The organism is Mesorhizobium sp. M0293 (assembly GCF_040321735.1).
In the GTDB taxonomy this organism is placed as follows: Bacteria; Pseudomonadota; Alphaproteobacteria; order Rhizobiales; family Rhizobiaceae; genus Mesorhizobium.
In genome coordinates this window covers 1-19,254 of sequence record NZ_JAMYSA010000063.1, presented here as the reverse complement: position 1 = coordinate 19,254, position 19,254 = coordinate 1, and the positions used below count along the sequence as shown (strand labels likewise).

Annotated in this window: 17 protein-coding genes; 14 read left to right on the top strand and 3 right to left on the bottom strand. The window is 62.1% G+C overall.

Annotation, left to right across the window (positions count from 1 at the left end; all coding sequences use genetic code 11):
- The first annotated feature begins 7 nt into the window (after positions 1-7).
- From NKJ06_RS22320 to NKJ06_RS22290, 7 genes are all read left to right on the top strand, one after another.
- A complete protein-coding gene (locus NKJ06_RS22320) occupies positions 8-466 on the top strand; it encodes a MerR family transcriptional regulator (RefSeq protein ID WP_352630205.1) in 459 nt (152 codons plus the stop codon).
- 415 nt (positions 467-881) lie between these two features.
- Entirely contained in the window at positions 882-2,693 is a 1,812-nt protein-coding gene (locus tag NKJ06_RS22315) for an acyl-CoA dehydrogenase (protein WP_352810626.1), read from the top strand.
- A 104-nt stretch (positions 2,694-2,797) separates the two neighbouring features.
- Positions 2,798-3,967 carry an acyl-CoA dehydrogenase family protein gene (locus tag NKJ06_RS22310; protein WP_352810624.1) on the top strand — a complete coding sequence of 390 codons (1,170 nt, stop codon included), beginning with the start codon at positions 2,798-2,800 and terminating at the stop codon, positions 3,965-3,967.
- A gap of 85 nt (positions 3,968-4,052) precedes the next feature.
- A complete protein-coding gene (locus NKJ06_RS22305) occupies positions 4,053-5,261 on the top strand; it encodes an acetyl-CoA C-acetyltransferase (protein ID WP_352660825.1) in 1,209 nt (402 codons plus the stop codon).
- A gap of 14 nt (positions 5,262-5,275) precedes the next feature.
- Complete coding sequence (locus NKJ06_RS22300; protein WP_352810622.1) at positions 5,276-7,495, top strand: 3-hydroxyacyl-CoA dehydrogenase NAD-binding domain-containing protein; 2,220 nt, start codon at positions 5,276-5,278, stop codon at positions 7,493-7,495.
- An 81-nt stretch (positions 7,496-7,576) separates the two neighbouring features.
- Complete coding sequence (locus NKJ06_RS22295; RefSeq protein ID WP_352660819.1) at positions 7,577-8,245, top strand: S24 family peptidase; 669 nt, start codon at positions 7,577-7,579, stop codon at positions 8,243-8,245.
- 9 nt (positions 8,246-8,254) lie between these two features.
- On the top strand, positions 8,255-9,106 hold the full coding sequence (locus tag NKJ06_RS22290; RefSeq protein ID WP_352810620.1) for a thermonuclease family protein: 852 nt from the start codon (positions 8,255-8,257) through the stop codon (positions 9,104-9,106).
- Here NKJ06_RS22290 and NKJ06_RS22285 read toward each other — a convergent pair.
- The gene (locus tag NKJ06_RS22285) at positions 9,072-10,718 is read right to left on the bottom strand and encodes a lysine--tRNA ligase (protein ID WP_352810618.1); all 1,647 of its coding nucleotides are present in this window, start codon (positions 10,716-10,718) and stop codon (positions 9,072-9,074) included. The two genes, NKJ06_RS22290 and NKJ06_RS22285, sit on opposite strands and share 35 nt — an antisense overlap.
- Before the next feature lie 176 nt (positions 10,719-10,894).
- On the opposite strand from NKJ06_RS22285, the gene NKJ06_RS22280 reads away from it, so the two are divergent.
- Positions 10,895-11,302, top strand: a complete 408-nt coding sequence (locus NKJ06_RS22280) for a tellurite resistance TerB family protein (protein ID WP_352810616.1) — start codon at positions 10,895-10,897, stop codon at positions 11,300-11,302.
- 39 nt (positions 11,303-11,341) lie between these two features.
- On the opposite strand, the gene NKJ06_RS22275 is transcribed toward NKJ06_RS22280, so the two are convergent.
- Positions 11,342-12,190 carry an ABC transporter substrate-binding protein gene (locus NKJ06_RS22275; RefSeq protein ID WP_352810614.1) on the bottom strand — a complete coding sequence of 283 codons (849 nt, stop codon included), beginning with the start codon at positions 12,188-12,190 and terminating at the stop codon, positions 11,342-11,344.
- Between the two features lie 259 nt (positions 12,191-12,449).
- Here NKJ06_RS22275 and NKJ06_RS22270 point away from each other — a divergent pair, with 259 nt between their 5' ends.
- The 3 genes from NKJ06_RS22270 to NKJ06_RS22260 all read left to right on the top strand — a co-directional run bounded on the left by NKJ06_RS22270 (position 12,450) and on the right by NKJ06_RS22260 (position 14,681).
- Positions 12,450-13,181: a helix-turn-helix transcriptional regulator gene (locus NKJ06_RS22270; protein WP_352630142.1), complete on the top strand. Its 732-nt coding sequence runs from the start codon at positions 12,450-12,452 to the stop codon at positions 13,179-13,181.
- A gap of 97 nt (positions 13,182-13,278) precedes the next feature.
- Positions 13,279-13,917, top strand: coding sequence for an acyl-homoserine-lactone synthase (locus NKJ06_RS22265; RefSeq protein ID WP_352810612.1), 639 nt, complete (start codon positions 13,279-13,281; stop codon positions 13,915-13,917).
- 14 nt (positions 13,918-13,931) lie between these two features.
- The gene (locus NKJ06_RS22260; protein WP_352810610.1) at positions 13,932-14,681 is read left to right on the top strand and encodes an enoyl-CoA hydratase-related protein; all 750 of its coding nucleotides are present in this window, start codon (positions 13,932-13,934) and stop codon (positions 14,679-14,681) included.
- Positions 14,682-14,864: 183 nt separating this feature from the next.
- Here the strand turns inward: NKJ06_RS22260 and ppk2 are convergent, their stop codons facing one another.
- The gene (gene ppk2, locus NKJ06_RS22255; protein ID WP_352810608.1) at positions 14,865-15,767 is read right to left on the bottom strand and encodes a polyphosphate kinase 2; all 903 of its coding nucleotides are present in this window, start codon (positions 15,765-15,767) and stop codon (positions 14,865-14,867) included.
- Positions 15,768-15,882: 115 nt separating this feature from the next.
- Here ppk2 and NKJ06_RS22250 point away from each other — a divergent pair, with 115 nt between their 5' ends.
- The 3 genes from NKJ06_RS22250 (at position 15,883) to NKJ06_RS22240 (ending at position 19,083) form a co-directional block, all read left to right on the top strand.
- On the top strand, positions 15,883-17,142 hold the full coding sequence (locus NKJ06_RS22250; RefSeq protein ID WP_352630135.1) for an ATP-binding protein: 1,260 nt from the start codon (positions 15,883-15,885) through the stop codon (positions 17,140-17,142).
- Between the two features lie 113 nt (positions 17,143-17,255).
- Entirely contained in the window at positions 17,256-17,981 is a 726-nt protein-coding gene (gene phoU / locus NKJ06_RS22245) for a phosphate signaling complex protein PhoU (protein WP_352630133.1), read from the top strand.
- Positions 17,982-18,072: 91 nt separating this feature from the next.
- On the top strand, positions 18,073-19,083 hold the full coding sequence (locus NKJ06_RS22240; RefSeq protein ID WP_352630131.1) for a magnesium and cobalt transport protein CorA: 1,011 nt from the start codon (positions 18,073-18,075) through the stop codon (positions 19,081-19,083).
- Positions 19,084-19,254 lie beyond the last annotated feature (171 nt).

Genomic DNA, 19,254 nt, shown 5'->3' with positions numbered 1-19,254 from the left:
AGTGACCATGAAGCTTATCTCGGCCGGCGAGACCGCGGCCAATACCAATATGTCTGTCGAAGCCGGCGAGGATCTTGTCCGCATCGGTGAGATGGCGAAAAAATACGGAGTGACGCTGCGCACGCTGCGTTTCTACGAAGACAAGGGCCTGCTCAACCCGCAGCGTGACGGTTCGACCCGTCTCTACACGCGCCGCGACAAGGCCCGGCTGAAGCTGATCCTGCTTGGCCGCAAGGTCGGGTTCTCGCTGCGCGACGTCAAACAGATGATGGACCTCTACGATCCGACCGGTTCAAACACCAAGCAGCTGCGGCTGGCGTTGGACAAGTCGGAAAAGCAGCTTGCCCGCCTGCAGAAGCAGCGGGCGCTGATCGATGACGCCATCAACGAGCTTAGCGGCTCGATGTCGGCGGTGCGCCAGATGCTGGCCGAGCGTTCGGCGCCGCAAGCGAGCGCCGCGAACTAAGCAATTCCAGGAAAAGTGTGAAACGGTTTTCTGTTCGGAATTGCGTCAAACTCTCCAAAGCAATTCCAGGAAAAGTGTGAAACGGTTTTCCCGGGAAAAAGGCGCATAGCGCTTTCTCTTGGGAATTGCGTCGAGCTCCAAGTCATCTGCTGATTGTCTGACTATCAAAGCCGTGTGGTCCAGCCGCACGGCTTTTCGTTGTCTTGGCCTCGCCCCTACAGCTTTCGACGCTGGCTTGCGCTCTGCCGCGCGGCTACGCTCATTGCCGCAATGGGCGGGAAATCTTGTCGCATCGAAAAAATTGACGTTTACGCAAACGTCAATTTTTGCTATCCCGCTTCCAACATGGGTCCGCATGCCGCCCCTGGCTTATCTTCGGCGCGTTCGGACCGGGTTTGCAGGGTGGAGAAAAAGCATGCCGACATACAGGGCTCCGGTCCAGGATACGCTGTTCGTGCTCAATGAGGTGCTGGGTTATCAGCGCTATTCGAACCTTCCCGGATTTTCCGACGCCACGCCCGATGTGCTCGAAGCGATCCTCATCGAAGGCGCCAAGCTCGCCGAAAATGTCATGCACCCGCTGAACCGTGTCGGCGACACGGAAGGCTGCGTTCGTCATGACGATGGCTCGGTGACGACGCCCAAGGGCTTCAAGGAGGCCTTCGACCAGTATCGCGAGGGCGGCTGGATGGGATTGGCCGCACCCGTCGAGTTCGGTGGCCAGGGCTTGCCCTATGCCGTGCACACCGCCGTCGCCGAATTCATGGTGTCGGCCAACATGTCGCTGATGATGTATCCGGGCCTGACGCAAGGTGCGATCGCGGCAATCATCACCCACGGCACCGACGAGCAGAAGGCCCGGTGGCTGCCCAGGATGATCGAAGGCGCCTGGACCGGCACCATGAACCTGACCGAGCCGCATTGCGGCACCGATCTCGGCCTGCTGCGCACCAAGGCGGTGCCGAATGGCGATGGCACCTACAAGATATCGGGCCAGAAGATCTTCATCTCGGCCGGCGAACACGACATGTCGGACAACATCGTTCATCTGGTGCTGGCCCGCATCGAGGGCGCGCCGGAAGGCGTCAAGGGCATCTCGCTGTTCATCGTGCCGAAGCTCATGCTCGACGCATCGGGCAATCCGGGCGCCAGGAACACCGTCTCCTGCGGCTCGATCGAGGAGAAGATGGGAATCCATGGCAATTCGACCTGCGTTATGAACTATGACGAGGCGCAAGGCACGCTGCTCGGCGAGGCCAATGGCGGCCTGAAGGCGATGTTCACGATGATGAACGAGGCGCGCCTCGGCGTCGGTCTGCAAGGGCTGTCGCTGTCGGAGATCGCCTACCAGAACGCCGTTGCCTACGCCAAGGACCGCCTGCAGGGCCGCTCATTGTCGGGACCGAAGGCGCCGGACAAGAAGGCCGACCCGATCATAGTCCATCCGGACATCCGCCGCAGCCTGATGACCATGAAAGCCTTCAACGAGGCCGGCCGCGCGCTGGCGCTGTGGACGGCGATCAAGTCCGATGTTGCTCACCGCTCGGGTGACGACAAGGACCGTCAGGCCGCCGACGACTACACCGGCCTGATGACGCCGGTCGTCAAGGGCGTACTCACCGACAAGGGCTTCGACCACGCCGTCATGGCGCAGCAGGTGTTCGGCGGTCACGGCTATATCGAAGAGCATGGCATGAGCCAGTTCGTGCGCGATGCCCGCATCGCCATGATCTATGAAGGCGCCAACGGCATCCAGGCGCTCGACCTGGTCGGCCGCAAGCTCGGTTTGAATGGCGGCCGCGCCGTGCAAGCCTTCTTCAAGGAGGTTGGCGAATTCTGCGAGGAGAACCGCTCCGACGAGAAGATGGCGCCGTTCACCAAGGCCTTGAAGAAGGGCCTCAACGATCTGCAGGCGGCGACCATGTGGCTGGTGCAGAACGGCATGGCCAAGCCCGACAATGCGGGCGCCGCCTCGACCGACTACATGCATCTCTTCGGCCTCGTGGCGCTCGGCTACATGTGGGCGCAGATGGCCAAGGCGGCACTTGGCAAGACGGGCGCCAATGGCACTCAATCCTCTTATGAAAACAAGGTGGCCTTCTACGACAACAAGGTTGTGACGGGGCGCTTCTTCATGGAGCGGATCATGCCGGAGACATCAGCTCATCTCGCCCGCATTTCGAGCGGCGCCGACACATTGATGGCACTGCCGGCGGAAGCGTTCTAAAGATAGTTCCCCTCCCCCTTGAGGGGAGGGTGGCCCGAAGGGCCGGGTGGGGTCCTGCGTGAAGCGCACCGACTTCAACTCTCTGGGAGGAGTATCATACCAGCATGACCAACCCAGCCGAAATCCTTGGCCTTCCCAAACCCGCCTGGGCGGCGGACGAGGTCGGCATGCTCTACGACATGGCGCACCGCTTCATGTCGGAGGAGATCGCGCCGCGTTACGACGAGTTCGAGAAGAACGAGATGGTCGATCGCGAAAGCTGGCTGAAGGCCGGTGCGGCCGGTCTGCTCTGCGCTTCGATGCCCGAGGAATATGGCGGCTCGGGCGGTACCTTCGCGCATGAGAGCGCCATCATCGAGGCCATCGGCCATGTCGGCGTCGATGGTTTCGGCATCGGCCTGCACAATTCGATCGTCGCCCCCTACATTCTCCATTACGGCTCCGAAGAGCAGAAGAAGAAATGGCTGCCGAAGCTGGCAACAGGCGAGCTGATCGGCGCCATCGCCATGACCGAGCCCGGCGCCGGCTCCGACCTGCAAGGCGTCAAGACGCGGGCGCAGAAGGATGGCAACCAGTACAAGATCAATGGTTCCAAGACCTTCATCACCAACGGCCAGCTTGCAAACTTCATCATCGTCGTCACCAAGACCGATCCGGAGAAGGGCGCCAAGGGCACCTCGCTGATCGTCGTCGAGACCGATGAGGTCGAAGGGTTCGAGCGAGGCCGCAACCTCGACAAGATCGGCTTGAAGGCCAACGACACGTCGGAACTGTTCTTCAACGATATGCGCGTGCCGACCTCCAACCTGCTCGGCCATGAGGAAGGGCAGGGCTTCATCCAACTGATGCAGCAATTGCCGCAGGAGCGGTTGCAGATCGGCACCGGGGCGATCGCCATGATCGAGCGGGCGCTGGCGCTGACTTTCGACTACGTCAAGGAGCGCAAGGCGTTCGGCAAAGCGATCATCGATTTCCAGAACACCCAGTTCAAGCTGGCCGAACTCAAGACCGAGGCCACCATCGGTCGCGTCTTCTACAATGATTGCGTCACCCGCCACATCGCCGGCGGCCTCGATCCTGTGACCGCATCGATGGCCAAATACTGGCTCAGCGACCTGCAGGGAAAAGTCGTCGACGAATGCCTTCAATTGCATGGGGGCTATGGCTACATGAATGAATATCCGATCGCCCGCATGTTCCGCGACGCCCGCGTCCAGCGCATCTATGGCGGCACCAACGAGATCATGAAATTGCTGATCGGACGCTCGCTCTAATGCATGTCGCTCAAAAGTGGTCCCGGTTTTGGGAAATCGACATGCATCAGTCTAAAGCCGTTCGATAAACCCAAGGAGCAAAACGATGGCCGAAGCTTATGTCTATGACGCCGTGCGCACGCCGCGTGGCAAGGGCAAGAAGGACGGATCGCTGCATGAGGTGCCTGCGGTGCGGCTTGCCGCCAAGACGCTCGAAGCGTTGCGCGATCGCAATGGGCTGGACACCGGCACTGTCGACGACATCATCTTCGGCTGCGTCGATCCTGTCGGCGAGGCGGGCTCCGTCATTCCTCGCGCCGCCGCCTTCGAGGCCGGGTACGACACCAAGGCGCCTGGCATGCAGATCTCGCGCTTCTGCGCTTCGGGGCTGGACGCCATCAATTTCGGCGCCGCCAAGATCGCGCAAGGCGCAGACGAGATCGTCATCGCCGGTGGCGTCGAATCGATGTCGCGCGTCGGCATGGGCGCCTCCGGCGGCGCCTGGTTCATGGATCCCTCGGTCGGCCTGCCCGGCTGGTTCGTGCCGCAAGGCATCTCGGCCGACCTGATCGCCACCAAATACGGCTTCAGCAGAGACGACGTCGACGCCTATGCGGTCGAGAGCCAGAAGCGTGCCGCTAAATCCTGGGCCGACGGCCGTTTCAAGAAATCCGTCATTCCGATCAAGGACCAGAACGGCCTGACCATCCTCGACCATGACGAGCACATGCGACCGTCGACCGACATGCAGTCGCTGGCCTCGCTCAACCCGTCCTTCGTCATGCCTGGCGAAATGGGCGGCTTCGATGCCGTTGCCGTGCAGAAGCATCCCGAGGTCGAAGAGGTCAACCACGTCCACCACGCCGGCAATTCGTCCGGAATTGTCGACGGCGCCGCAGCCGTGCTGCTCGGTTCGAAGAAGGCCGGCAAGGCGATGGGGCTGAAGCCGCGCGCCCGTATCCGCACCTTCGCCAATATCGGTTCGGAACCGGTGCTGATGCTGACCGGTCCGGTCGACGTCACCGAGAAGCTGTTGAAGCGCGCCAAGATGAAGCTCTCCGACATCGACCTGTTCGAGCTCAACGAGGCATTCGCCTCCGTGGTGCTGCGCTACATGCAGGCTTTCGACATTCCGCATGACAAGATCAACGTCAATGGCGGCGCCATCGCCATGGGCCATCCGCTCGGTGCCACCGGCGCGATGATCTTGGGCACGGTGCTGGACGAACTCGAGCGTCGTGATTTGAACACCGCCTTGGTGACGCTATGCATCGGTGCCGGCATGGGCACCGCAACGATCATCGAACGCGTCTGACGGGGAGAGAAACGATGAGCTACACCAATTTCACCCTCGACATCGACGCCGACGGCATTGCGCTGGTCACCTGGGACATGCCGGGCCGTTCGATGAACGTGTTCACCGAGGAAGCGATGCGGGAACTGAACGCCATTGTCGACAAGGTGGCAGGTGACGCCGCCATCAAGGGCGCCGTGATCACCTCCGGCAAAGACACCTTCTCCGGCGGTGCCGACATCACCCTGCTGCAGAAGATGCTGATCACCTTCGCTGCTGAAAAGGGCAAGGACGCCGAAAAAGCCACCAAGGCGCTGTTCGACAATGCCGGTATGATGACCGGCCTGTTCCGCAAACTGGAGACATCAGGCAAGCCATGGGTTTCGGCAATCAACGGCACCTGCATGGGCGGCGCCTTCGAGATGTCGCTCGCCTGCCACGGCCGTGTCGCCGCCGACAGCGACAAGGTGAAGATGGCGCTTCCCGAGGTGAAGATCGGCATCTTCCCCGGCGCCGGCGGCACCCAGCGCGTGCCGCGGCTGACCGATCAGCAGCAGGCGCTGCAGATGCTGACCTCGGGCCAGACCCTGTCGTCGCAGAAGGCGAAGTCGATGGGCCTGATCCACGAGATCGCCGAGCCGGCCAGGCTGGTCGAGGCCGCCAAGACGATGATCAGGAATGGCCTGAAGGCGGTTCAGCCGTGGGACGAGAAGGGCTTTAAGCTGCCCGGTGGCCAGATCTATTCGCCCGCCGGCTTCAATCTGTGGCCGCCGGCCATCGCCATCCTGCGTCGCGAGACCTATGGCAACTATCCGGCCGCCGCCGCGATCCTCAAATGCGTCTATGAAGGCCTGCTGGTGCCGTTCGACACTGCCTTGCGCATCGAGCAGCGCTATTTCACCGAGATCATGCAGACCAGGGAAGCGGCGGCGATGATCCGCTCGCTGTTCGTGTCGCTGCAGGAACTGAACAAGGGTGCGCGGCGCCCGGCCGGCGTGCCCGAAACCAAGTTCAAGAAGATCGGCATTCTCGGCGCCGGCTTCATGGGCGCCGGCATCGCCTATGTCACCGCCAAGGCCGGCATCCCGGTGGTGCTGCTCGACCGCGACATGGAGTCGGCCGCCAAGGGCAAGGCGCATTCCGACGGCCTGATCTCGGATCAGGTGAAGAAGGGCCGCGCCAAGCCGGAGGACAAGGACAAATTGCTGTCGCTGATCACGCCGACGGCCGACTATGCCGACCTTGCCGGCTGCGATCTGGTGGTCGAGGCGGTGTTCGAGGATTCGGCCGTCAAGAAGAGCGCCACCGAACAGGCGGAAGCCGTGTTGAAGCCATCGGCGATCTTCGCATCGAACACCTCCACCATCCCGATCTCGGCGCTGGCCAAGAATTCGGCGCGGCCGAAGAACTTCATCGGCATCCACTTCTTCTCGCCTGTCGACAAGATGATGCTGGTCGAGATCATTTTGGGCAAGAAGACCGGCGACAAGGCGCTGGCCACTGCGATCGATTTCGTCCGTGCCATCAAGAAGACGCCGATCGTCGTCAACGACACGCGCGGCTTCTATGTCAATCGCTGCGTGCTGCGCTACATGTCGGAAGCGTACAAGATGTTGATCGAAGGTGTTCCGGCGCCGATGATCGAGAATGCCGCGAAGGCCGCCGGCATGCCGGTCGGACCCTTGGCCCTGACCGACGAAACAGCCATCGACCTTGCCCAGAAGATCATGAAGCAGGCCATCAGGGACCTCGGGGACAAGGCGGTCGATCCGAAGCAGATGGCGCTGATCAACACCATGGTCGACGATCACGGCCGCTTCGGCCGCAAGAACGGCAAGGGTTTTTATGACTATCCGGCCAAGCCGGCCAAGAAGAAGCTGTGGCCGGGGCTCAAGGAGCTTTATCCGCAGCTTGCGCCCGAGAAGGTCGATTATGAGGAGCTACAGCAGCGGCTGCTGGTCACCATCGCGCTGGAAGCGGCCCGGGTGATGGAAGAGGGTATCGTCACCGACCCGCGCGAGGCTGATGTAGGCTCGATCCTGGCCTTCGGTTTCGCGCCCTACACTGGCGGTGCGCTGTCCTATATCGACGGCATCGGCGCCAAGGCGTTCGTCAAGATCGCCAAGAGCCTGCAGAAGAAGTACGGCGCCGAGTTCAAGGCGCCCAAGCTGCTGCTCGATATGGCCGAGAAGGGTGAGAACTTCTATCAGCGTTTCGATCCCTATGCGAAAGGCGAGACGAGAAAGGCGGCGTGAGCCAACCTTGGACTGTAGACAAGATGGTGGCTCGGGGTTAGAACGGAAAAGGTATTTTTTCCTGTTTGAAGGAGAGCAAGAATGCTCTCGCATGACCGTGTCTGGGCCGCCATCGATGCTCTTGCCGAGCGCTATTCGCTTTCGGCCTCGGGTCTGGCCAAGCGCGCGGGGCTCGATTCCACCGCCTTCAACAAGTCGAAGCGTCTGTCGTCGGATGGTCGGCCGCGCTGGCCTTCGACCGAATCACTGGCCAAGATCATCGAGGCGACGGGCGCTTCGCTCGATGAATTCACCGGTCTGATCGAAGGCCGGCCCGGGATCAGCAATGGTGCTTCGATCGGTCATGGCGCTTCGGTCGCCCGCAGACGCACGGTGCCGTTGCTCGGCTTTGCCCAGGCCGGTGCCGGCGGCTTCTTCGACGATGCCGGCTTTCCGGTCGGGCAGGGCTGGGATCTGGTCGAACTGCCGGCGCAAGCCACCGAGAGCTCCTATGCGCTGCAGGTGCAGGGCGATTCCATGCTGCCGCTCTACCGCAATGGCGATGTCCTCATCGTCGAACCTGGCGCCACCACCCGCAAGGGCGATCGCGTCGTCGTCAAGACCAACTCCGGCGAGGTCATGGCCAAGGTGCTCGAGCGCCAGACCGTCAAGTCGATTGCGCTGGTCTCGCTCAATCCCGACCATCCCGACCGCGATATTCCCATGCGCGATGTCGAATGGGTGGCGCGGATTGTATGGGCAAGCCAGTAGGTCCGACCGGTGCGGCTCCTTCATATTGCCCTATCGGTTCTGATGGTCCCGGTGATGGCGGCCATGGTCGTCGCCGGCGGTCGCACGCTGAAAGGAAGTGACAGCGTGGTCACCGTGGACCAGCTCGATCCGGGCGCCGATACGATCGCGCAGCAGGGCACCGACACGGTGCCCGAAGAGCCGGCCACATCGGCCATAGCAGCTCCACAGCCGCCAAAGCCGGCGCCGCATTCGAGGGCGATCGATCCCGAAATCGTCGCGCCACCGGAATTGCCCTCTGACGGGCTTGAACGGGTCGAGCCGCGCGAGCCGTTGAGCAAGCTCGCATTGGCCGTGCCGCCCAAGCCGAAAATGCCTGACGACTGGAACGGCACAAAGCTGTTCCAGCCGGTCGCGCCGGCCGCCGGCCTGATCGAGGCGAAGGGTTACTCGGTCGCGGTTTCCGGCATCGACATAGTAAGGCAGGACGAGACCTGTAGCGATGACGGCAAATCCTGGCCATGCGGCGTCCGGGCGCGGACGGCGTTCCGCGCCTTCCTGCGCGGCCGCGCGGTGGTCTGCACCGTGCCGCCGGAGGGCGGCCGCGACCTGGTCGCCGCCGAATGCCGGATCGGCAAGCAGGATGTCGGCCAATGGCTGGTCGAAAACGGCTGGGCGCGCGCCGCCAAGGGCGGGCCCTATGTCGATGCCGGCGACAAGGCGCGCATGGCGAAGAAGGGCATTTTCGGATCGGCGCCTGATCTGTCCGGCATGCCGGCAATGCCGGCCGCACCAAGCCCGACGCCTCAGGCGCCGAGTTCGATCCTGGAAGAAGTCGACGGCGTGCTCAAGCCAGCTGACCAGCCAGCGCCCGCTCAATGAGCGCCCGCGTCTCGGCAACGCCATAGAGCGCGGCGAACGAACCGAAGCGTGGACCGCGCTCCTGGCCGATCAGCACCTGATAGATCATCTGGAAGAAGGCGCCCGATACGCCGGGGCCGCCTTCCGGGCTCTGCTTGGAATGGTCCTGATAACGTTCGATCTTGCGTGCGACGTTGAGCGATGCGTTCTGGATCGCTTCGCCATTGGCGTCCGCCGGCAGTTCGCCAAGCGCCGTATCGAGGGCTTGCAGTGCCTCGCGCTCGACTTCGTCGGCCGGACGGAAGGTTTTCGTCGGCTTCACGAAATCGTCGAAATAGCGGATCGCGTGGCCGACCAGCCGGTCGAGTTCGGGATGCGTCTTCGGCGTTACCCCCACCGTATGGCGCGAGATGAAGCCCCACAGCACATCCTTGTTCTGCGCGTTGGAAGCGCTGACCAGGTTGAGCAGCAGCGAGAACGGCACCGGCATGTCGATGGCGGGCGGGTTGCCGTCATGCATATGCCAGACCGGGTTGCCCAGCCGTTCCTTCCAGTCCTGCCGGGGATACGCGGCGAGGAAGGTGTAATACTCGTCCACCGCCCTCGGAATAACGTCGAAATACAGCTTCTTGGCCTGCCGCGGCCGTTGGTACATGTAGAGACCCAGGCTCTCGGTCGGCGCATAGGTCAGCCACTCGTCGATGGTCAGCCCGTTGCCCTTCGACTTCGAGATCTTCTGGCCGTTCTCATCCAGGAACAGTTCGTAGACGAAGTGCTCCGGCGCGCGCCCACCCAGAATGTTGCAGATGCGGTCATAGACCACCGCGTTGGTCTGGTGGTCCTTGCCGAACATCTCGAAGTCGACGCCAAGCGCTGCCCAGCGCATGCCGAAATCCGGCTTCCACTGCAGCTTCACGCGGCCGCCGGTGATCGAAAGCGTGGTTTCGGTGCCTTCGTCGTCGAAGGTGATGGTGCCGGCCTTGGCGTCGACATGCTTCATCGGAACGTAAAGCACGCGGCCGCTCTTCGGCGAAATCGGCAGGAACGGGCTGTAGGTCGCCTGCCGCTCGGAGCCGAGCGTCGGCAGCATCACCGCCATGATCTGGTCATAGCGTTCGGCGGCGCGCAGCAGCATCGCGTCGAAGCGGCCCGACTTGTAGTATTGCGTCGCGCTGGCGAACTCGTAGTCGAAGCCGAACGTATCCAGGAAACGGCAAAGCATCGCGTTGTTGTGGTCGGCAAAGCTCGCATAGTCGCCGCCGAATGGATTGGGGACCGACGACAGCGGCTTGTGCAGGTGCTGCTCGAGTGCGGCGCGATCCGGCACGCTGTCGGGTATCTTGCGCATGCCGTCCATGTCGTCGGAAAAGCACAGCAGCTTGGTTGCAACCTTGTCCTGCGTCAGGATGCGGAAGGCATGGCGCACCATCGATGTCCGCGCCACCTCACCGAACGTGCCGATATGCGGCAGGCCGGACGGTCCGTACCCGGTCTCGAACAGGATCGTTTGGGGGAAGTCGGCGCCTTTGTAGCGTTCGATTATCTTTTTGGCTTCCTCGAACGGCCACGCCTTGCTCTCAGCCGCGGCCGCCAGCACCTCGGGATTGAGATCGATGATGTTTGATCCCGCCATGTCACTGTTTCCAAATCATTCGCCGGGCCCAAATCCTTCGAAGACGGGGCCGGCGCCAAGGGTTTTTCAACCGGTCTCTAGGCGTGCGTGGCCGGAGCGTCAACGCGTGCGGCGCTTTTTCCTTGCGGTGCGGATAGTGCATTCCTACCTTCGAAGCCCGGTTCAAGGAGAAAAAATTGCCGACGCCGCATGAAGCCCTGATCTACCTGATGGTCATCACCTCGGCCTCCGATCGCGATATGACCGATGTCGAACTGGCCAGGATCGGCGACGTCGTCCGCTCGTGGCCGGTATTCGAGGATTTCAACCACGACCGGCTGATCGACGTTGCCCAGGCTTGCCAGAAGCGCCTGCACGAAAAGGATGGGCTGAAAGGCGTTCTGGCTGAAGTCGCCGAGGCCCTGCCCGAGCGCTTGCGCGACACCGCCTATGCCGCTGCCTTCGAGGTGGCTGCCGTCGATCTCGAAATGCGCATGGAAGAAGTGCGGGTGCTGCAGCTGATCCGGCGTCAGCTTGATCTCGACACGCTGACCGTCGCCGCCATCGGCCGCGCGGCCAAGGCGCGGCTGCGTACGCTCACCTGAATATCAGCAGCGCGCTGGAAAAGGCCGACGGGAACCGGATCAGAAAAAACTGACCGGGAAATAGCGCAAATAAAATTCGGCAAACGTGCCTTTCATCGAAATCTCCTGCAGTGCGTAGTCGAGCGCGGCGGCCAGCGCCGGATTGTCCGCCTGGGTGGCGATGGCCATGCCCGAGCCCAGATATTCGGGCGCCAGATAGGGGCCGCCGGCAAAGCGGCAGCAGCCCGCTGCATCCGAGCCGCCCAGCCAGAAAGCCAGGCGCATGCCGTCGCCGAAGGCCGCGTCGAGCTTGCCGGCCTTGAGATCGGCATAGAGGTCTTCCGGTCTGTCGAAGGGGATGATCTGAACCGTATTGAAATAGTCGCGCAACATGCGCTCGTGCGCCGAGCCGGCGACCACGCCGACACGCTTGCCGCGCAATTTGGCAAAGATCGGTTCGGTCAGCGCTTTGCTCTTCGGTATGATGAAGCGCGCCGGGAACTGCAGGTAGGAGCGCGAGAAGGCATAGGTCGCGCGCGATTCCGGCGTTGCGGCGATGCCAGCGATGATCGCCTCGCCTTCGCCTTTCCGCAGCGCGCCTTCCAGTTCGGCCCAGGGCAGTGCCTGGATCTGGCATTTTTCGACGATGCCGAGTTCGGCGCAAATGGCGCGTGCCAGATCGATGTGGAAGCCGGACAGCTTTCCCGAGCCGTCGAGGAAATTGAAGGGTGGGAAGTCCGTGGTGGTCAGAAATCTCAGCCGGGGCAGCGCGGAGAGGTCAGGCTTGGGCAGCCGCTCCTTGGCATCCCACAGCACCGGAACCTGAGGCGTCACGGCGCCCGCGCCATAGGTGGACGACAGCAATCCGATCACCATCGCAACGGCGAAGGACCTCCACTGGAACGCCAAGATAAAACTCCGCCACAGTCGTCTTTGCACCGGTTTTGGTACGAAAGTGACACAGGCACAATGGTTTTTGATTTCAACACGCCGATTTCAGGATATGATTTAGCCGGTTTGCAAATCAGCTTTGGCCGCCTTGGTGAGAGAATCGAGGTCGGAGCCATAGAATAAGTATGCGATTTGCAATCCGTGGTCGGTGGCGAAGTGTAAATCAGGCACGCATCATTGGCCGCAATGCATGAGGCAACATGGGGTTGATGTTGCGATGAGTCAGTTCGATCGTACGCTGGAATTCATCGACCAGCTGCAGCACGCCGCAACGGCGGCCGCGGTCTGCGAAAGGCTGCTGGGCATAACGTCGGATTTCGGTCTCACCGCGCTGATGGCGGGAACCGTACCGCAGCCTGGCACGCCGGCCGGCCAGCAAAAGCAGCATGTGCTTCTCTGCGATTGGCCTGGCGAGTGGCTGGAGCGCTATGTCGCGCGCAACTATGTCGATCACGACCCGGTCGTCAGCCATATGAAACAGTTGCAGGCGCCCTTCCAGTGGCGCGAGGCGTCGCAGAGCATCCGCATAGACAAGAGCAGCGGCGAAGTGATGGGCGATGCCGGTGTCTTCAAACTGCGTGATGGACTGGCCTTCCCGCTGATCACGCTCGACGGCCAGATCGTCATGGTGTCGCTTGGCGGCGAGGCGGTGGAATTGTCCGCTGCCGAGTTCGGCCAGGTGTCGCTGGTGTCGACCTACGCCGTCGGTCGCGCCATGCAGCTCCATACGATGGCGAGCAAGACCATCGACCAGATCGTGCTGACGCCGCGCGAGCGCGAATGCCTGCAATGGGCCGCCGTCGGCAAGTCGGAATGGGAGATTTCGCAAATCCTCGGCATCTCCGAACACACCTCGGAGAAACATCTTCTTAACGCCAAAAGCAAACTCGGTGCCGTCAACCGGGTGCAGGCCGTCGCGGAAGCGATCCGGCGGGGCTACATTAGTTAGGTCGGCCGTGCCGACCTAGAAGTTCTTGCCTACGCGATCACGCAATTTTCTCATCCAAGCACGGCCGTATCTTCCTCTGAACACAGGAGACGGCGGAATGCTTTTTTCCCTTACAACCCAGGAATTGATGGAACGTCCCGACCTTTGGGAGGCCGTCCATCGGCTGCGCTACAAGATATTTGTCGAGGAGATGGGGTGGGATGATCTCCGGCGTCCCGACGGGCTCGAACTCGACCAGTTCGATCATGACGAGGCGGTGCATCAGATTGTCATCAGAGGTGACGAAGTCGCAGGCTATCAAAGGATGTTGCCGACCACGCGGCCACATCTGCTGACCGAGGTCTTGACCGACCTTTCGGAAGGAACGCCGCCATCGGGCCCAACCATCTGGGAATTGACCCGCTATGCGGTGGCTCCCGGTTTTCGCGATGGCCGCCGCGGCGTTTCAACCGTTGGCACCGAATTGATCGCCGGCTTCGTCGAGTGGGGGCTGAAGCACGGCGTCGACAAGGTGATCATCGAGTTCGAGCCGATGTGGGTGCTGCGCGCCTTGCAACTGCATTTCCTGGCGACCCCGCTGGGCTATCAGCGCACCTATGGCAACCAGCAGGTCGTAGCCACACTGCTCACCTTCAACGAGCACACACTCGATGTGGTGCGTTCGCGCCGCAATCATTTTGCTCCAGTGCTGGCCAGGGGATACCCCGACATGCTCGGGCAAAGGCGTGCGTCATGAGATCGGAGACAGTCATGAGCACACACCCGCAACCTGAACTTCGCAACCACACGCTGGTGGTCACCGTGTCGTCGAGTGACGGCCGGCCGGTGCTGGACAGGAGAGCCTATGAAAGCCTGGCAAAGACCTTCCATGAAGCCGCCGACAATGAGGAGGTTCGCGTCGTCGTGCTGCGCGGCCTGGCGGGTTGTTTCTGTCTCGGCGGCGACTTCTCCGAATTCCTCGACGCCACCAAGCACCAGAAACTGATCGCCGCCGTCACCGACCTGTTCCGCACGCTGGCGACATTTCCCAAGCCCATCCTTGCCTGCGTCGACGGCGATGCCGTCGGCGTCGGCTGCACCATCCTGTTCCATTGCGACATGGTGATCGCGTCCGACAAAAGCACGTTCCGGGTGCCGTTCGTCGATTTCGGCCTGGTTCCGGATGCGGCGACCAGCATCCTGGCGCCGCAGAAGCTCGGATACGCCGGTGCTTTCCGCTTCTTCTGCCTCGGCGACACGCTTCGCGCCGAAGACGCCAGGGCGCTCGGCCTCGTCGCCGAGATCGTGCCGGGCGGCGGCGTCGAGGAAGCGGCTCTTGGCCGGGCGAGACAGCTTGCCAAGAAGCCGGTCGCCGCCCTGCTGCACACGCGCGGCCTGCTGAAGGGGAACACCCAGGCGCTCTGCGACCGCATCGACCAGGAAATTTCACTTTTCCAGCAGGCGCTGCAGGACGACACGACCCTGCGGCGATTGCAGCGCATCGCCCGGCTGGCGGCTTAATGCATGTCGCTCAAAAGTGGTCCCGGTTTTGAGACAACGACATGCATGGAAGCAAAGATCTAAAGCGCGGCGCATGAGTCCGCTTCGACGCGACGCGCTTTAGGAGCCGCGAGGAGAAAAGCATCGCCGCGCGGCCTTGGCTGCGCGGCGCAAAATGCGTCAGTCCTGTCTGCCCAGGCCAGCCTATTCTTTCAAAAACGACGGCCCTTCGCCGATGATCTTCTTGTCCTCCTTGCCGATCACGGCGAGATCGCGCCCATCATAGGGCAGCGACGACAGGATGCGCCGCATGACCGCCAGCCGCGCGCGCCGCTTGTCATTGGCCCGCACGATGATCCACGGCGCGAACTCCTTGTGGGTGTGCTCGAACATGGTGTCGCGCACCTCCGTGTAATCATCCCACTTGGTGATGCCGGCAACGTCGATCGGCGAAAACTTCCAGCTCTTCAGCGGGCTGTAGCGGCGATCGTGAAAGCGTTCGAGCTGGGTTTCCCGGCCTATGTTCAGCCAGAATTTGAAGAAGTGGATGCCCTCGTTGGAGATCATCCGCTCGAAATGCGGCGTCTCGTCGAGGAAATGCTCGTGCTGTTGCGGCGTGCAGAAACCCATCACCGGCTCGACGCCGGCGCGGTTGTACCAGGATCGGTCGAAGGTGACGAACTCGCCCGATGTCGGGAAATGGTCGACATAGCGCTGGTAGTACCATTGCCCCAGCTCGGTCGGGGTCGGCTTTGTCAGCGCTACGTTGCGTGCCGTGCGCGGGTTGAGGTACTGGCGCACCACGAAGATCGTGCCGCCCTTGCCGGCGGCATCGCGGCCTTCGAACAGCGCCATCACCCGTTTGCCGGTCGACTGCAGCCAAGCCTGCGCCTTGACCAGCTCGATCTGCAACTTCTCGAGCGTCGCGTCATACTCGTCGCTTTTCATCTTCTTGTCGTAGGGATAGCCGCCGGCGGTCAGCTTGTTGTCCTCGACCCAGTCGGGAAGCACGGGGTTCTCGATGTCGAACTCCCGCTCCTTGCCGTCGATCCTGATCTTCAGCGGCCCCGAAGTCGGCACGGCGGGACTTTCCTTGGCTTTTTTCATCGAGACGAACCCTTTCCAGCTTCCGGACTCATGCTATTGGGAGCCTCCGGAGCGGTCCAGCGGTTTCCGCCGCCGCGCGACCGGCGAATGCATAGGGTGCGGGGCGCGCGAGCGAATGGCTGACCTGGAGCAGAAAGGTGTGGCTCAAACCCTGGCCATACGGCTGTGGAACAGCCGTTGGCTGCTTGCGGCTGGCGTGGTTGCTGTTTTGATCGCCTTTGCCTTTGCGGGTATTTCTGCCTACGCCCTGTTGCCGGCGCTGCTCCTACTGCTTGCGGCAGCAATGCTGCCGGCCGCCGGCGCGCGCCAATCCACCGAGAGCGGCGCTGCCATCGAGGCCATCGGCTTGCAGCGGCTCTCCGGTGAATATCTGGCGGCTGCCGTCGCCGATCCGCTGATCATCTTCGACCGGACCGCCACCATCGTGCATGCCAATGCCGCTGCTTTCGCCGCCTTTGGCGGGATCGCGCCGGGCATGTCGCTGTCGTTGAAGTTCCGGGCGCCGGAAATGCAGGCTCTGCTGGACGGCGTGCTGTCGGGCGATGTCGCCTCCGATGTCGTCGACTATACGGAGAAGCTGCCGGTCGAACGGGCTTACCGGGTGAGCGCATCCTCGGTCGGTCATGCCACCGATCTCTATGTGCTGGTGTTCAAGGACCAGAGCGAAACGCGCAGGATCGACCGCATGCGCGCCGACTTCATCGCCAATGCCAGCCACGAACTGCGCACGCCGCTCGCCTCCATCGCCGGCTTCATCGAAACGCTACGCGGGCCGGCCCGCAACGACCCGGCGGCGCGCGATCAGTTCCTGCAGATCATGCAGAGCCAGACCGGTCGCATGGCGCGTCTGATCGACGATTTGTTGTCGCTGTCGCGGCTGGAGATGAAACCTTATCTGAAGCCGGGAACCGAGGTCGATCTGCGCGAGACGGTCGACAGCGTCATCGATTCGCTCGGACCGCTGGCCAGGGAAAACAGCGTTGCCATCGAGCGGGATTATGCCGACGAGCCCCTCGATGTGCCGGGAGATCGCGACGAGCTTTTCCAGGTTTTCGAGAACCTCCTGGAAAACGCGTGCAAATACGGGCAGTCGGGCGGGCGCGTCGTGGTGTCGATCGCGCATAGCGATGCCGGCTCGGAGCCCGGCATCGACGTAACCATCAGGGACTTTGGCCCCGGCATTCCCGAGGAGCACATTCCGCGCATCACCGAGCGCTTCTATCGCGTCGATGTCGAGACCAGCCGGACCCAGAAGGGCACCGGCCTTGGCCTGTCGATCGTCAAGCATATCCTGACGCGCCACAATGCCAGGCTTTCGATCAAGTCGGAGGTTGGCAAGGGCGCCGCCTTCTCGGTTCATTTGCCGACGCACTAATATCGCCCTAGTTTAGGGGGGCTGTTTCTTTTTTCTGTCATCCGGCTAGCGTATCAGCGGGGATTCGAGGAAACGACTCAAAATCAAAACACCCCATGGGAAGGCATATTGCCATGCAGTCCGTGCACATCGTCAGCGCCTATGACGACGAGCTGAAATATCTGTCGAAGCGCATCGCTGCGATGGGCGGCCATGCCGAGCGCATGGTCGAGCAGGCTATCACCGCTTTGGTCAATGCCGATCCCAGCCTCGCTGAGAAGGTCATCCACGACGATGCCGTGCTGGATGAAGGGCAACGCGAAATCGACGATAAGGCGATCATCATCATTGCCAGGCGTCAGCCGATGGCGACGGATTTGCGCGAGATCGTCGGGACCATTCGCATCTCCGCCGACCTCGAACGGGTTGGCGACCTCGCCAAGAACGTTGCCAAGCGGGTGGTCGCCGTCACCGACGGACGCCAGCCGACCAGCCTGTTCCGCGGCCTCGAGGCCCTGGCCAATCTGGCGCTGACCCAGCTCAAGGAAGTGCTCGACGTCTACGCATCCCGCTCGGTGGAGAAAATCGGCTTCGTGCGCGACCGCGACGACCAGATCGACGCCATGTACACGTCGCTGTTTCGCGAATTGCTGACCTACATGATGGAAGATCCGCGCAACATCACGCCCTGCACGCATCTGCTGTTCTGCGCCAAGAACATCGAGCGTATCGGCGATCACGCCACCAACATCGCCGAGACCATCTACTACATCGTCACCGGCGAGCAGTTGCCGGCTGAGCGGCCCAAGGGCGACAAGACCGACAAGATCGGCCTTTCCGAGACGCTGCCAGTGAAGTGAACGGTCGCCTCTCGAACCGTCACCCGAAATAAGCTAAGCTTTCTAGGCTTTGCCTCTATCCTCGTCCGTGGATTTTCTTCGGGAGGTCGTGATGGAAAATGTTCGGAACCTGACCCCGGCGTCTGCGCCTGCATCCGGCATTATCGCTTGCGGCGTCTACACAGCCGGGCGTCGCATCGCCGACATCCCCATCGAGGAAGCCGGCGAATGGGCGAAAAAATCCGGTCATGTCGTCTGGATTGGCTTGCTCGAGCCCGACCGCAATCTCTTGCTGCGCGTCCAGGCGCAGTTTCACCTGCATGAGCTGGCAATCGAGGATGCCGAGCACCCGCACCAGCGGCCGAAGATCGAGCAATATGGCGATGCGCTGTTCATCGTCGCCCGCACCGCGCAGCTGATCGACGGCCGGGTGACCTTCGGCGAGACCCATTTGTTCGTCGGCAGCGGCTACATTGTCAGCGTCAGGCACGGCCCTTCCACCTCCTACGCCGCCGTTCGTCAGCATTGGGAAAGCTGCCCGCATTCGTTGGCCAAGGGCGAGGATTTCGTCCTCTACGCCATTCTCGATTTCATCGTCGACAATTACATGCCGGTGCTCGAGCAGATCGAGGACGAGGTCGAGGCGATCGAGGACAAGATTCTGTTGAAGCCGATGACCGGGCCCGACATCGAGCGGCTCTATATGCTGCGCCGCGATCTTTTGCGCCTGCGCAATGCGGCGCTGCCGCTGGTGGAAGTCTGCCGCCGGCTGACCAGTGCCGAACTGCCGCAGATCCATACGGCCATGCATCCGTTGTTTCGCGACGTCACCGATCACATCCGCACCGTCCAGGAAAAGATCGACAGCCTGCGCGAGGTGCTGGCATTCGCTTTCGAAGCCAGTCTGCTGGTCGGCCAGAGTCAGGAAACGGCGAACACCAAGAAGCTCGCCTCCTGGGCCGCCATCCTGGCGGTGCCGACGGCGCTCGCCGGCATCTACGGCATGAATTTCAGCGATATGCCGGAACTGAAGATGGAATACGGCTACCCAATGGTGCTGGCCACGATCGCGCTGATCTGCGCGTTTCTCTACTGGCGGTTTCGCAAGAATGGATGGCTGTGAGAGTAGGCAGCAGGCAGCAGGCAGTAGGCAGTAGGCAGTAGGCAGTAGGCAGCAGGCAGTAGGCAGTAGGCCTGAGGCATATGGCCTTCTGCGGGCGCGCGGGCCGCGGAGGAAGGGCGGGAGGGGGGGGGGGGCGGGGCGCGGGGGGGGGGGGGGGGGGGGGGGGGGGGG